The organism is Rathayibacter iranicus NCPPB 2253 = VKM Ac-1602, from assembly GCF_003149025.1.
GTDB classification, from domain to species: domain Bacteria; phylum Actinomycetota; class Actinomycetes; order Actinomycetales; family Microbacteriaceae; genus Rathayibacter; species Rathayibacter iranicus.
Map to the genome: position 1 here is coordinate 43,641 of NZ_QGDV01000014.1, position 12,932 is coordinate 56,572.

Below are 12,932 nucleotides of genomic sequence, written 5' to 3' on the forward strand. Positions count from 1 at the left end.
GGATCTCGTGCAATGCGGGCGGCCCACCCGGCCGCCACGAGAAAGGACGCTCCGCCGTGCTCTGCCACGATGGACACCGCTATGGACTGGCAGCAGACACTCGAAGACACTGTCCCCTCGGCGTTCGTCACCGAGCGCCAGCTCCGCTCGATGCTGGGGAAGCCCCCCGCCACCGGCGCCTGGCGCGACGGCGACCACCCGGGCGGCCGACGCTTCGCCGACCTTGGACCGTTTGACTTCGAGGCCGGCGGGCACCTCCCCCATGTGCGGATCGCCTACGAGAGTTGGGGCACACTCGCGCCCGAACGCGACAATGCCGTCCTGGTCCTGCACGCCCTGACCGGAGACTCGCACCTCATCGGCCGCGATGATCCCGGCCACGCGACCGACGGCTGGTGGTCGGGCCTCGTCGGACCAGGCCGCGTCCTCGATACCGACCGCTGGTTCGTCGTCGCCCCAAACATGCTCGGCGGCTGCCAGGGGTCGACCGGTCCGGCTTCCCTCGCCCCAGACCGGCACGAGTGGGGAGCCCGATTCCCCTACACGAGCATCCGCGATCAGGTCCGAGCGCAGGTGCTGTTCAGCGACCTCCTCGGCATCGAGCGCTGGCACACCGTCGTCGGCGGGTCGATGGGCGGGATGCAGGCGCTCGAATGGGGGATCGACTATCCGGAGCGTGTCGCTCGCCTCGCCGTGCTCGCCGCCCCGCCGCGCGCCACCGCTGACCAAATCGCTCTGAATTTCGTGCAGCTTGAGGCGATCCGCAACGATGCTGCCTTCGCGGGCGGCGCCTACTACGACGCCGGCGACGGGAAGGGCCCCTACCACGGCCTGGCCCTGGCCCGGCGGATGGCGCTGGTGAACTACCGCAGCCCCTCGGAACTCAACGACCGTTTCGAGCGCAGCTGGCAGTCGGGGCTCAGCCCTCTTGGCGGTGGCGGCCGATTCGCCGTGGAGTCGTACCTCGACTTCCACGGCAACAAGTTCACCCGCCGCTTCGACGCGAACAGCTACATCACACTCGTCGAGGCGATGAACTCGCACGATGTCGGTCGCGGGCGCGGCGGTGAGGCGGAGGCGCTGCGCCGCATCACCAGTCCCACGCTCGTGCTCGGGATCGACAGCGATCGCCTGTTCCCCGTCGCGGGCCAGCGGATCATCGCCGCGCACGCCCCCGGCGCCCTCGACGACGGCACCGTCGCTGTAATCGCCTCGACCTTCGGGCACGACGGGTTCCTGATCGAGGACGACGCTGTCGGGGCCCACCTCGCCCGCCTGCTCGCGTCTCCCGACAACAGCGCCGGTCGCTGAAGCTGACGCGCCGGAGCTGCCACTTCAGATCCTTCGCATCCGGCCAGTGGCTATCGTGAGACCGGGGGGTCAACCCCGCGTCGATGACCGGAGGGAGTCCACAGCGTGCCGATGATCCGCAGCGCACGCGAGCGCGACCGACTCCTGCGTCACTCCGCATGCGGGATCGGCGTGATCATCGACGTCGCCGCGCTCACGATGGCGCTCGTGCCCGGCACACTGCGGCCCGCCGCTGTCCCGTTCGCCGTGCTGCTGCTCCTGGGTCTGGTCGCCGCGCATATCGAACTCGCCCGCACCGGCCGCCCGAGCAGCCTCATCGCCGTAGCCGTCGGTGGACTCCTGCTGGGGGCGGGTCTCGCTGTGGGCATCACGCCCGAGAGCGGTTTTGACGGGTTCGTGCTGGTCAACACGGCAAACGCCGTGACCGCCAGCATCGCCATGGTCGTGACGACCTCTCTGCGCCGCCTCGCCCTCCTGCTGCCCGTGCTGATCCTGAGCATCATCCCCTCGGTCCTCGCCTCGAGCGGCACAACGATTCCCACCGTCGTCCTGCAGAGCCTTCTACCGTGGGGCACCCTGAGCGGCTTCGCCCTCTGGATCAGCACAGCCGTCCCCCGCGTCATTCGCCGGATCGACAGCATCGGCAATGCTCACCGCGTCGAGCGACAGGCCAGCGAGATGGAGGCGCGGCGGCGGCAGGGCGCCCGACTCCTGCACGACACCGTGCTCGCGACGCTCACTCTCCTGGCGCATTCCGGCTTCGGCGTCTCGAGCGAAGCGCTCCGCCAGCAGGCCGCTCAAGATGCGCAACTCCTGCGCCAGCTTCGGCTCGGCGCTACCCCGACTCCGAGCGCCTCCGGCTCCTACCGGCTCACGAGCGTCACGACCGCGCCCGCGGCCAATACGCTCGAGACCGTCCGCAGCCGCTTCGGCAGGATGGGCCTCGAGGTGATCTGGCACGGATCCGGCCAGGTGGCGCTCTCCGGCGTGGCACTCGACTCTTTCGTGCTCGCCTTGGCCGAATGCCTCGAGAACGTGCGCCGGCACTCGGGCGTCTCCACCGCCGACGTCACCATCACGGAGGACGAGACGACCGTGCGCGCGATGGTCACCGACGCCGGGTCGGGCTTCGACGTCACCACAGTGCCAGCCTCAAAGCTCGGCTTCAGGGAGTCGGTCGTCGCTCGGCTCGGCGATGTGGGCGGTCGGACACGACTGTTCAGCTCCGCCGGTTCGGGAACGACAGTGGTACTCGAGGTGCCCAAGTGAGCGACGCGCTGCCGGACTCCTCCGCCCCTTTGCTCACGGGGGGTACCGCCGCGCCGGGTCGTCTCTCACGGGCCGCCCGATCGTTGCGCCGTCGGCAGGAGGGGCTCGGCACCAACTATCTCGGCAGCGGACTGAACGGGATCGCGGCGGCCATCATGGCCTACGAGCTGCTGATCTTCCTCGCGACATCGAGCCGATACACCCAGCCCGGTCTGACCGTCGTCGCCTGGATTCTCGTGCTCCTCGCCTTCGCCACGACCATCGCCGTCGTGCACCTGCCGGGACGACGCCTGCCGACCGGCGTGTACGTGGGCTTTCTCCTCCTCGCCGCGACGGCCGTTGCGCTCGACCTGCTCGCGATCACCGGATCCGACTCCGCCCGCACCGTCCCCACCGCCACCGTGGCCGCGGTCGTCGCGCACTCCGCCCTCATCGTGCATCGGCGCGGTTTCGAGATTCTCACCGTCGGGATCCTCGTCGCGGGCGCCGAGGTGATCGCTTTTTGCACAATGGGCTCCGGAGAGGCGGACATCCTCTCGGTTCGGATCGGCGCGCTCGTGGTCACTATCGCTCCCGCCGTCGTCGTGGTGGTGACGATGCGCGGCTTCCGTCGGATGGTGCAACTCGAGATCGATCGCGCCCTTGTGCAGAGCACCACTCTCGGGCCGCGCTACGCAGTGGGAATGCTCGCCTCCGAGGAGCTGGCCCGCCTCGATCTTGCCGCCGAGCGTCTCCTCACCGACGTCGGTGACGGCTCCATCGACCTGCCACTCGATACACAACGTGCAGCCCAAGCGGCGTCCCTCGCCACGCAACTCCGCCTGCACCTGATTGACAGGCGCCACGAAACCTGGCTGCACCACGCGATTCTCGAGTCCGAACTGCTCGCGCCCCTCGTCGACCTGGACGATCCCGACGGAAGCGCCGGCCTGTTGAACCATCGCCAGCGCGATGGCCTCCTCTCGGCGGTGTGGCTCATCGCCGATAGCGCCACCGGCCTCGCCGTGGAACTGCAAGTCGAGGCCGGCAGAGCACGCGCGACGGGCAGCGATGCGGCCGGACGCCACCTGCTGGTCCCCATCACCCTCCGCTCCTCGGGCGCGCCTTTGCGCGGAGTCGATCCTGCGACGTGGGAAGCTATCGCTCAGGTCGGCGTCTTCCGCGACACCTCGCGGGATGGAGAGCTATGGATCGAGATCGACTGCCTTGTCGAGAATCCTGCCGACCGGTGAGTGGCCGAGATCCCGCAGACGACAGCCGACCGAAGGACACCGATGACCCACACCCCTGACTCAAAGATCACCCTCGCGGTCGTCGACGACCACAAGATGCTCCTTGGTGCATTAACCGAGTGGATCCGCGGAGCCGCGTCCGATATCCAGCTGGTCGCGGCCGTCGCCTCCTGGCCCGAGCTCCTCACGCATCCCGAATTCCCGGTCGATGTCGTGCTGCTCGACCTCGACCTCAAGGACAACATCCCGATCTCGGTGAAGCTGTCGACCCTCAAGACGACGGGCGTGAAGACGGTGCTGATGAGCACCTACTCCGAACCGGCTGTCGTGCGTGAGGCCCTGGCCTCCGGCGCCCTCGGATACCTCGTGAAGACCGAAGACGCCGACATGATCGTCGAGGCGATCCGCGCGGCGAAGGACGGCCACTCCTACATCTCGCACGAACTCGACATGGCTCTGTCGACCGGCGACTCGGACGGTGCCCCGAAGCTGAGCGCTCAGGAGCGCCGCGTCATGGCCCTCTACGGGGGCGGCGAGCCCGTGAAGTCCGTCGCCTTCGAACTCGGCATCTCGGAGGAGACCGCGAAGTCATACCTCAAACGCATCCGCGAGAAGTACCGCGTGGTCGGCATCGATGTGGGCACCAAGGTGGCGCTGCGCAAACGCGCCATCCACGACGGAATCCTCATCGAGACGGATTGAGTTGTCGTGCGCGGCAGGCGGCGCCGCCGTTGGCTGTTCGAAGGGGACGCATGGGGAAGAGCGGGGGGCGGGGCGCTAAGGAGCGCGGCGAGTCAGGACCGGGTGGGGGCGACCGCGACGGTCATGCCGGCCGAAGCGGATGGGCCGTCCATCGCGACCAGGGCGGCGGGGAGGTCCTCGAAGGGGATGACACGCCCTACGGAGTCGCCGAGGCGTAGTCGTCCCGCGACGATCTCGCCGAGCAGAGCCGCGTACTCGCTGCGAGCAATCCCGTGGCTACCCAGCAGCTCGAGTTCTTGGGCGATGACCCGGCCGAGCGGGATCGCGGGCGCAGCCTCCGCGTCAAGCAGAAGACCCACCTGGACATGCCGCCCGCGTGGCCGCAGGACAGCGATCGACGCCTCCGCCGTGGCCCTGCTCCCGACAGCGTCGATCCCGAGGTGGACTCCGCCGCCGGTCGCCGTCAGAATCGCTTCGACGGCGCCGTCACCGGCCACGACAGTGACCGCACCGAGCGCCGCGACCACCTCGAGTGCCCGAGCGGAGACGTCGGTGGCGATGACCCGCGCTCCCGCTGCCAGTGCGACAAGCACTGCCGATAAGCCCACTCCTCCGCAACCGAAGACGGCGACCCACTCGCCACGGGCAACGCGACCCCGGGCGTGCACCGCGTGGTAGGCCGTCCCGAAGCGGCAGCCGAGCCCGGCGGCCTCAACGAAGCCGACGGCGTCGGGGAGGGCCACCAGGTTCAGGTCGGCGCGGGGGACGACCAGCGCCTCGGCGTGTGATCCGTCGAGCGTGAACCCCGGCTGCTGCTGGCGAAGGCAGACCTGCGTCGCTCCTTCATGGCACTGGTCACAGTCGCCGCACGCGAACACGAAAGGCGCCGTGACCCGGTCGCCGACGGCGAAATTCACCACTTCCGCGCCGACCTCGGCGACGGTCCCGGCGAACTCGTGACCCGAGATCTGCGGAGGCACGACGGAGTCGTCGTGCCCCTTCCAGGCGTGCCAGTCGCTCCGGCAAACCCCGGTCGCGGCCACGCGAACCACGACCCCGTCACGTGGGCAGACCGGATCGGGGACCTCGACGATCTCGGGAGGAGCTTCGAAATCCACGTATCTGACGGCGCGCATGACGCGAGTCTTCCAGAGCGCGGACCCGACCCGTTGACCGCGTCGCAGTCGGAGCTGTGTGGCGGCGCTACGCCACGGTGATCGGGATCTCGCGCGCGCCGGGTTCCGTCGATTCGCGGTACACCGGGTACAGAGTGCCGCGAGCGCGGTCGATCCCGATGCTGGCGAGAGTAAGGATGACGCCGGCAGCTGTCAGGCCCACTCCGACCCAGATGGGCGAGAGGTAGCCCAGACTCGCTGCGATCGTGACGCCTCCGAGGGCGGCTCCGATCGAATTGCCGATGTTGAGGGCGGAGTGATTCAGTGCGGCGGCGATGGTCTGGCTCTCGCGTGCAACATCCATCAACCTGGTCTGGATCGCAGGAGATGCCGCTGCCGAGAATGCCGCGGCGAGGAAGGTGAAGGTGATGAGTCCCGCGAGCGTCGATGCGGTGAGCGCGAGTCCCATCAGCGAGACGCCGACTCCCACGAAGAAGACGACTAGCGCGCGCCGCACGTTCCGGTCGGCCGCCCACCCGCCCACGAGGTTGCCGACGGTCATCCCCAGGCCGATCACGACCAGGATCCACGGGACCGCGCTTAGCGGCAACCCGGTCACTTCGGTCGAGAGCGGGGAGATGTAGGTGTACATCGCGAAGAGACCGCCGAATCCGATCGCACCGACCAGCAGGGTCATCCACACTTGAAGTCGGCCAAAGGCCCGGAGCTCGTTGCGCATCGTCGCGGCCGGGTTTCCCGGCTGGTGTGGAACGAGCACCTGCACGGCGACGACCGTCAGCGCGAAGAGCGCGGCGACCACCGCGTAGGCACTGCGCCAGCCCGCCACCTGACCGACCCACGTGATCGCCGGCACGCCGACCACATTGGCGATGGTGAGGCCCGAGAGGACGAACGCCACACCCTTCCCGCGCTTACCCGGCCCCATCAGATCCGCGGCGACGAGGGAGGCAATGCCGAAGTAGGCGCCGTGCGGCAACGCTGCGACGAATCGCGCCACAAGGACGAGTGAAAAGGTCGGCAGCAGCGCTGACCCGATCGTGCCCACAGGGAAGGCGACCAGCAGCGTCAGGAGGAGCCGCTTGCGCGGCCAGCGCGCCGCTGCGGCTGCAATCGTCGGAGCGCCGACGACCACGCCGAGCGCGTAAGCCGAGATCAGCATCCCGGCCTGCGACATGGCCCGCTCCGAACTCTCGGCGTAGACGTCGGGCAGAAGGTCGGCAGCCAGCTGCGGCAGAAGTCCCATCGCAACGAACTCGGTACAGCCGATGCCGAATCCGCCCATCGCGAGGGCGAGTAGGGCGAGTCGGGTGCGGGCTGGGGTGAGTGTCACGGGCCAAGGGTACCGAGGATCGGCGCAATGTCGAATCGATTCGAGCACCCATGCGGAAGAGAGGTTTCCGCGAGCGCCGCTACTCCTCCAGCGCCCGGTTCAACCGCTCGAGCTTCCCGTCTATCTCGCCCGAGTAGCCGGGTCGGATGTCGGCCTTCAGCACCAGCGAGACACGCGTGCCATAGGCGCCGACGGCCTCTGTCGCCCGCTTCACCACGTCGAAGACGTCGTCCCACTCGCCCTCGATCTCGGTAAACATGGACGTGGTGCGGTGCGCGAGCCCGCTCTCGCGAACGATGCGGACGGCGGCGGCGACGGCGTCGTGCACGGAGGCGTCGGGCGCCTCACCCCCGGACGGAGCGACGGAGAAAGCAACGAGCATGAGAGCCTCCCTCAACGCAGCCGCGTCTCGGTTGCGCACTGCGAGCCTACGAGGCCCTGGTTCTCAGGCCGAGTGCGCGGCGAGAGCCACCGCAGGCAGGCTGGCTTCGCGCTCCAGAGCCCGAGGCGAGCCTGCCCGCCAGAGTTCGCGCACGAGCCAGCCGAGGAGCACCACCAGCAGCGCGTTGCGCGCGGTGAGCACGAGGACCATCCACCACTGCGACCAGAGAAGGAGGAGGTACAGGTAGGGGTAGATGACCTGAGTCAGCGCCGCCGTCACGAGGGTCAGCGCAGCGGGACGGTCGAAGGAACCATCGCGGCACGCGATGAGGCCCGCGATCACCGGCGGGGCCAGCCAGACGATGTACTGCGGAGACAGCACCTTGTTCGTGTCGATGAACACGACGACGAAGGTCAGGGCGAGCAGTGGGAAGAGCCATGTGGGCTCCGCCTTGCGCGCGAGGGCTCGCAGACCGAGCAGCGCCACGCCGAGCATCGCCAGTGCGAGCAGCGGGGTCATGAGGCTCGCCGCCCACTCTGTGCCGGGCCCGTGCATCTCGAAGGTGTTGATATCGGCCGCGTAGTAGACGTAACTGCCCGTGCCGGGAACGACCGACAGCCACATCCACGGCGTGCTGACGACCGCCTCGATCTGGAGCCCCCGGTCGGTCTGGTCGGTGACGAAGCTGAAGACCTGGTCGCCGCCTCCGATCAGCACGACTCCGAGCACGATCAGGACGGACGTGACGGCGGGGACGAGCACCATCCGGACGCGACCGCGAAGAACCAGTACGGCGGCGGCGAGGATCGCGGCCGGCCAGACCTTGATCCAGGTGCCGATGGTGAGCAGGAACGCGGCGACGCCCGGCCGTGTGGAGGCCCAGAGCATCCCCGCTATCGCGGGTGGCGCCGTGAACGCGTCGATTCGACCGATCGTGATGGGACCGAGCAGGACGAAAAACAGGAGCCACCAGCGCGCAGCGGCGAGACGTGCCGCCGTGCGTCCGCGCAGCAGGAGGGCGAAGGCCGCCGCGTCGGCGAGAGCCACGAGCACGAGCCACGTCAGGTCGTAGCCGTCGGCCCCGAAGAGCCAGGAGGAGGCGATCGGGCCCCAGGCCAGGATCGGGTAGACCCAGCCGGTGTCGATCCCCGCGACAGCGCCTCCCTCGACGGCCGCTTGCATCCATCCTTTGTAGTGGATGCTGACGTCGCCCAGAGGGAGTCCCGGCGCGAACAGCGCCAGGAGTGAGAGCAGCACGTGCACGAGCGCGAATCCGCCCCAGAGGACTCCAACGGAGTCGCGGTTCTCACGCAGCCAGGCGAGGGGGCGGGAGAACGCGCGGGAAGGGGAGGACGGCACCGCGACAGTGTAGACGGCCAGCCGGTCAGAATGCTGGAGCCTGTACCCCGAGCGGGCGTCAGTCCCCGACGGGAGCGCCGGAATCACACTAACCGTCAGTACCCCGTGAGAGCGTCAGTACCCGGCGAAGGCATCGGTGCGGATCCGCTTCGCACCCGCGTTGCGGAGGGCTCCGCGAACGGAATCGACGAAGGACGGCGATCCCGAGACGTAGCCGACGCGTCGACCGGCATCCGGTACTGCGTCCGCCAGTAGTGCGCCGGTGAGCCGCCCCGACACGTGCGACCAGCCCGTCGGCAGCTTTGTAGGCGCCTCCGAAGCAAAGAGGACGACGCGTGCGCCCGACTCCTGCAGCAGATCGCGGTAGGCGACATGCTCGAGACTCGGCGCGGCCACCACGACCACCACGTCCCGCCCCTGGCCGTTGGCAAGGGAACGCAGATGACTGGCGAACGGAGTAATGCCAATCCCGCCTGCGACGAGCAAAAGGGGCACGGAGGGGTCGGCCGGGAGCACGAAGTCGCCACCGACACTCGTCGCACGGATTGTGCCACCGGGCTCGAGCGCGGCGAGAGCGCGCTTGAAGCTGCTCGCGCGCTCCGGCATCCGCAGGGCGATCGTGATCTCGTTGTCACCGGGCGCGGAGGAGACGGAGAAGGTTCGCCTGCTCCCCCGTCGATCAGCGCGGTGCGGCAGATCGAACTCGAGCCACTGCCCCGCCTCGAAATGCAGCGGTGAACGCGTCCGGAATCGATACTCCGCAATACCGGGGGCCAGGGTCCTGGTCGCGGTCAGTTCGAGCGCGAGATGTCGGCGCTGACGGAAGGCGAAGACGAACGCGAGCGCGTTGCCGACCACGAGGCCGAGTTCGGGAGTAGCGGAGAAGACGCCGAATCGGAACGGGACACTGGCCAGCAGCGCAGCGACGACGGCGACAATCACTTGCTGCGAGCGCCGCGGCGCCAGCGTCAGCGGTTCAGTCAGCATGAACGCACCGGCGAACACGAGGGGGTAGGTCGTGACGACCTGCGCGAGAGCCGGTCCCGGGTCCTGGCCGTGCTGCACCGCCTGCTGAACCGAGACTCCGCCCGCGACGAGCACGAAGACGGCGAAGACCGCCCATCGGCGCACCCGTGCCACGACAAGAAGGGACCCGAGCACCACCCAGGGCCAGATCACGCCGCTCGCAATCCACCAGGCACCGGCGTTCAAGCCAGTGACGCCAATAATCAGCACGGCGATGGCTGCCGGATTGAAGAGGTGGCGCCCGCGCCAGGCGAGGACGTACTTCGAGGCGGCAGCGATAGCGCCGACCAGGGCGATGATGGCGAGCCCGCTGGGATCCGCCGTGGGGAAGAGCAGGCACGCGATGAGAAGGCCCGTCACGAGCGAGGATTCGAGGTGCGCGCGCCTGCGGAAGATCCGTGCGAGCCCAGCGCTGACGAGGGCGGTCGAGCCGACCGCGACCGCGCTGCTGGCGACGATCTCGAGCGGCGTCGAAGACACGAGTCCCGCGGCGGCGTAGCCGATGGTGACGATCAGGAGCGCGGCGAGCGTCATCCAGACCAGTCGATAAGTGGTGACGCGCCCGAGGGCGCGGTCGAGGGTGCCGATCATCGGAAGACCTCTCCGGGGAAGGAGGATGAGTAGTGGAGGGTGCCGTCGCTGCGGACGCGGACGAAGTCGAAGTCGAAGCGTTCGGCGAGGGTCTCGGGTGGGCAGACGAACAACGCCGTCGCGAGGGCATCGGCGAGCAGGGCACTCTCGGCGACGGCCCACGTCGCCACGATCGTCTCGACGGGCATCCCCGTGCGACCGTCGAGGACGTGGTGCAGCCCGTCCCCCCAGGCCCGGCGGTTACTCGCAGAGCCGCACAGCGCGCGCTCGCCGGGGACCGCCACACCCAGGGCGAGGGCGGGATTCCACGGGTGTTCGAGCCCGACCCGGTACTCACCCGCGCCAACTCCGCGCATGTCGCCGCTCGCGTCGACGAGGGCGTGCTCGACTCCTGTCGCCGCGAGTTCGGCAAGCACGAGATCGACGAGCTGCCCCTTGCCTGCGGCGCCGACATCGAGCACCGTGCCCGCTTCGACGCGGAGTTCATCCGGTTCGCCACCGCGGGCCGCGCTCCAGGACGGGGCGGGAGCGGCGGGCCCTCGGGGGACGAGGCTGTAGGCGGGGTCGTAGCCGAGCTGCTCGAGCGCGCCTCCGACGAACGGAGTGATGCCTCCCCCGGTCAGCTCGTCGAGCGCGTCGTAAAGGGCGAAGAGTTCACCGGCCTCGGCCGGGAAAACGTGCGCGCCTCCCGAGCGTAGGAGCGAGACCGTGGAGTCCTCGCGGAAACGCGACCATGTACGGTCGTAGTCCTCTATACGGGCCGACACAGCTGAGCGCCGCGCGTCGCCGAGCGGTTCGGCCGTGTCGATCTGCCAGACGGTCCCTATCGCGTCGAACCGCCAGGCGTGCTCGAGAGCGAACGAGGCATCACGCCGTGGCATCGGCCTTGATCGTCGTGACGGCGTCGTTGAACCCGCCGGAGGTGAGTGAAGAGCCGGAGACCTTCGACACTTTCAGCTCGTCGAGCTGCTTGCCCACGACCTCTCCCGAGATGCCGCTTGCGAAGCGCTCCTGGTACTGCTGCCCGGTCGGGTTCTCGGACTCGGGGGTGACGGTGACCGCCGTGACAACCCCGTCGGCAAGGGTCAGCGAGACGCCGACCTTTTCGTTGCCGCCGGGCGAGGTGTAGGACCCTTCGGCCTGGTAGGTGCCGTCCTTGACAGTGCTGCCGCTCGCGGCGGCACCCGTCGCCGGACTGGAAGCGGTGCTCGGTGCGGTCGTCGCGTCCGTCGAGGCGCCGGTGGTCGTGCTCGAACAGGCGGCCAATGTCGCCAGCGTTCCTGCTCCGGCGAGAAGGGTCAGGGCGTAACGGGCGGGTGTTGTGATCGTCACAGTCATGTCTGTACTCCTGGTTCGGGGCGGACGCGGCGGATCCGACAGTAGGGGCGCACTCTTCGAGCACTCGATGAAACGACACTGCACAACCGGGGAGCCGGCTCGCGGGTGGCGCTACTTCCTGGACAACGGCGCTGCGGACACTCCGGTTCAGCCGTTCAGCTGAGCAGTGGCTGTGAGCAGCTGTGCAGAATCCGCGCGATGACTCCGGGGAGATGCTCCGCGATGTCGAGGGCGGCGATCGGACCACCCTGCGACGCGGCCCGTCCCGCCTCCGCATGCAAGACCGCAGCCGCAGCGGCGACCGGAGCGAGGTCCTCCGGAGTCAAGTCGGCGTCAGTAGCCTCCGCGTCGGCCGCACGGCCCGCGAGCAGGGCGCCGAGGATTCCGCCGAGTACATCACCGCTGCCGGCCGTCGCCAGCCAGGGCGTCGAGCCCGCGACCGCGAGGGAGACGCCTCCCGCGACAATGTGTGTCGTGTTGCCCTTCAGCAGCACGCAGACGCCAAAGCGGTCAGCGGCCCGCCGCGCCCATTCCCCCGGCTGGGCGGCGATCGCGGAGGCATCGACATCGACTCCCGCGCGGTTAAGCATGCCCGCCAGCTCGCGGTAGTGCGGAGTGACGACGACCGCGCCGGCGATCTCGCCGGCCAGGTCAAGAGCCCCCGCGTCGAGCACCGCGGGCACTCCCGAGTGTAATTGGTCGAGCAGCGTACGCCGCTGGTCGTCATCACGGTCATCGACACTCGTCCCGGACCCAAGGAGCCACGCCTGCACCCGCCCCTCGGACGTCACGACCTCCGGCCGTCGGGCGAGCACCAGGCCAGACGGTTTCTCCGGACCGAGGTAGCGGACCATCCCGACCCCCGCCCGCACCGCCGCCTCCACGCCGAGCACGGCCGCGCCCGGGTACCGCGTCGACCCCGTGGCCACGCCGAGCACCCCCCGCGCATACTTGTCGTCGTCCTCCCGCGGCACACGAATGCTCCGCGCCGCCTCCGCCGCCCCCACCAACTCCACTCCACCCATCACCCCGCCACCCTACGACCGCCACCCCCCCTCTCCCCCTCTCCCCCTCTCCCCCCTTGCTCCCCCGTGCCGGCGCAGCCGCACCCCCTTCGCGTCGGCGCAGCCGCGCCCACCCCCGTGCCGGCGCAGCCGCACCCCAGCGTCGGCGCAGCCGCGCCCACCCCCTCACCAAACGGTGGAGGCGCGGGTCGCGGAGGGGTCGTCTGCAAGGCGGAGGAGGAAGCGATACCG

The 12,932-nt window shown here is 69.2% G+C and carries 12 protein-coding genes; 4 read left to right on the forward strand and 8 right to left on the reverse strand.

What is annotated here, in order from left to right; all coding sequences use genetic code 11:
• Nucleotides 1-81: 81 nt before the first annotated feature.
• The 4 genes from metX to B0H03_RS13005 all read left to right on the forward strand — a co-directional run bounded on the left by metX (nt 82) and on the right by B0H03_RS13005 (nt 4,514).
• On the forward strand, nt 82-1,311 hold the full coding sequence (gene metX, locus B0H03_RS12990) for a homoserine O-acetyltransferase MetX (RefSeq protein ID WP_104264243.1): 1,230 nt from the start codon (nt 82-84) through the stop codon (nt 1,309-1,311).
• A gap of 111 nt (nt 1,312-1,422) precedes the next feature.
• Nucleotides 1,423-2,580, forward strand: a complete 1,158-nt coding sequence (locus B0H03_RS12995; RefSeq protein ID WP_104264282.1) for a sensor histidine kinase — start codon at nt 1,423-1,425, stop codon at nt 2,578-2,580.
• Nucleotides 2,577-3,812, forward strand: a complete 1,236-nt coding sequence (locus B0H03_RS13000; protein ID WP_104264242.1) for a hypothetical protein — start codon at nt 2,577-2,579, stop codon at nt 3,810-3,812. Before B0H03_RS12995 ends, B0H03_RS13000 begins: the two co-directional genes overlap by 4 nt.
• Before the next feature lie 42 nt (nt 3,813-3,854).
• Nucleotides 3,855-4,514: a response regulator gene (locus B0H03_RS13005; protein ID WP_104264241.1), complete on the forward strand. Its 660-nt coding sequence runs from the start codon at nt 3,855-3,857 to the stop codon at nt 4,512-4,514.
• A 92-nt stretch (nt 4,515-4,606) separates the two neighbouring features.
• Here B0H03_RS13005 and B0H03_RS13010 read toward each other — a convergent pair whose 3' ends face one another.
• The 8 genes from B0H03_RS13010 to B0H03_RS13045 all read right to left on the reverse strand — a co-directional run bounded on the left by B0H03_RS13010 (nt 4,607) and on the right by B0H03_RS13045 (nt 12,701).
• Nucleotides 4,607-5,650, reverse strand: a complete 1,044-nt coding sequence (locus B0H03_RS13010) for an alcohol dehydrogenase catalytic domain-containing protein (protein WP_104264240.1) — start codon at nt 5,648-5,650, stop codon at nt 4,607-4,609.
• Between the two features lie 67 nt (nt 5,651-5,717).
• Complete coding sequence (locus B0H03_RS13015) at nt 5,718-6,932, reverse strand: MFS transporter (protein ID WP_104264281.1); 1,215 nt, start codon at nt 6,930-6,932, stop codon at nt 5,718-5,720.
• Nucleotides 6,933-7,059: 127 nt separating this feature from the next.
• A complete protein-coding gene (locus B0H03_RS13020; protein WP_104264239.1) occupies nt 7,060-7,362 on the reverse strand; it encodes a thiamine-binding protein in 303 nt (100 codons plus the stop codon).
• A gap of 63 nt (nt 7,363-7,425) precedes the next feature.
• The gene (locus tag B0H03_RS13025; RefSeq protein ID WP_127843941.1) at nt 7,426-8,721 is read right to left on the reverse strand and encodes a glycosyltransferase 87 family protein; all 1,296 of its coding nucleotides are present in this window, start codon (nt 8,719-8,721) and stop codon (nt 7,426-7,428) included.
• Nucleotides 8,722-8,835: 114 nt separating this feature from the next.
• Nucleotides 8,836-10,338, reverse strand: coding sequence for an oxidoreductase (locus B0H03_RS13030; RefSeq protein ID WP_104264237.1), 1,503 nt, complete (start codon nt 10,336-10,338; stop codon nt 8,836-8,838).
• Nucleotides 10,335-11,219, reverse strand: coding sequence for an FAD:protein FMN transferase (locus B0H03_RS13035; RefSeq protein ID WP_104264236.1), 885 nt, complete (start codon nt 11,217-11,219; stop codon nt 10,335-10,337). Before B0H03_RS13035 ends, B0H03_RS13030 begins: the two co-directional genes overlap by 4 nt.
• Nucleotides 11,206-11,676: an FMN-binding protein gene (locus B0H03_RS13040; protein WP_181075048.1), complete on the reverse strand. Its 471-nt coding sequence runs from the start codon at nt 11,674-11,676 to the stop codon at nt 11,206-11,208. Before B0H03_RS13040 ends, B0H03_RS13035 begins: the two co-directional genes overlap by 14 nt.
• Nucleotides 11,677-11,831: 155 nt before the next feature.
• Nucleotides 11,832-12,701 carry an ADP-dependent NAD(P)H-hydrate dehydratase gene (locus B0H03_RS13045; RefSeq protein WP_109714898.1) on the reverse strand — a complete coding sequence of 290 codons (870 nt, stop codon included), beginning with the start codon at nt 12,699-12,701 and terminating at the stop codon, nt 11,832-11,834.
• Nucleotides 12,702-12,932: the final 231 nt, after the last annotated feature.

What these genes read in the sequence shown, in the direction of transcription:
- B0H03_RS13040 (WP_181075048.1), bottom strand. Translation starts at nt 11,676, where the DNA reads ATGACTGTGACGATCACAACACCCGCCCGTTACGCCCTGACCCTTCTC.
- B0H03_RS13020 (WP_104264239.1), bottom strand. Translation starts at nt 7,362, where the DNA reads ATGCTCGTTGCTTTCTCCGTCGCTCCGTCCGGGGGTGAGGCGCCCGAC.
- metX (WP_104264243.1), top strand. Translation starts at nt 82, where the DNA reads ATGGACTGGCAGCAGACACTCGAAGACACTGTCCCCTCGGCGTTCGTC.
- B0H03_RS12995 (WP_104264282.1), top strand. Translation starts at nt 1,423, where the DNA reads ATGATCCGCAGCGCACGCGAGCGCGACCGACTCCTGCGTCACTCCGCA.
- B0H03_RS13035 (WP_104264236.1), bottom strand. Translation starts at nt 11,219, where the DNA reads ATGCCACGGCGTGATGCCTCGTTCGCTCTCGAGCACGCCTGGCGGTTC.
- B0H03_RS13045 (WP_109714898.1), bottom strand. Translation starts at nt 12,701, where the DNA reads ATGGGTGGAGTGGAGTTGGTGGGGGCGGCGGAGGCGGCGCGGAGCATT.
- B0H03_RS13015 (WP_104264281.1), bottom strand. Translation starts at nt 6,932, where the DNA reads ATGGGCGGATTCGGCATCGGCTGTACCGAGTTCGTTGCGATGGGACTT.
- B0H03_RS13010 (WP_104264240.1), bottom strand. Translation starts at nt 5,650, where the DNA reads ATGCGCGCCGTCAGATACGTGGATTTCGAAGCTCCTCCCGAGATCGTC.
- B0H03_RS13030 (WP_104264237.1), bottom strand. Translation starts at nt 10,338, where the DNA reads ATGATCGGCACCCTCGACCGCGCCCTCGGGCGCGTCACCACTTATCGA.
- B0H03_RS13005 (WP_104264241.1), top strand. Translation starts at nt 3,855, where the DNA reads ATGACCCACACCCCTGACTCAAAGATCACCCTCGCGGTCGTCGACGAC.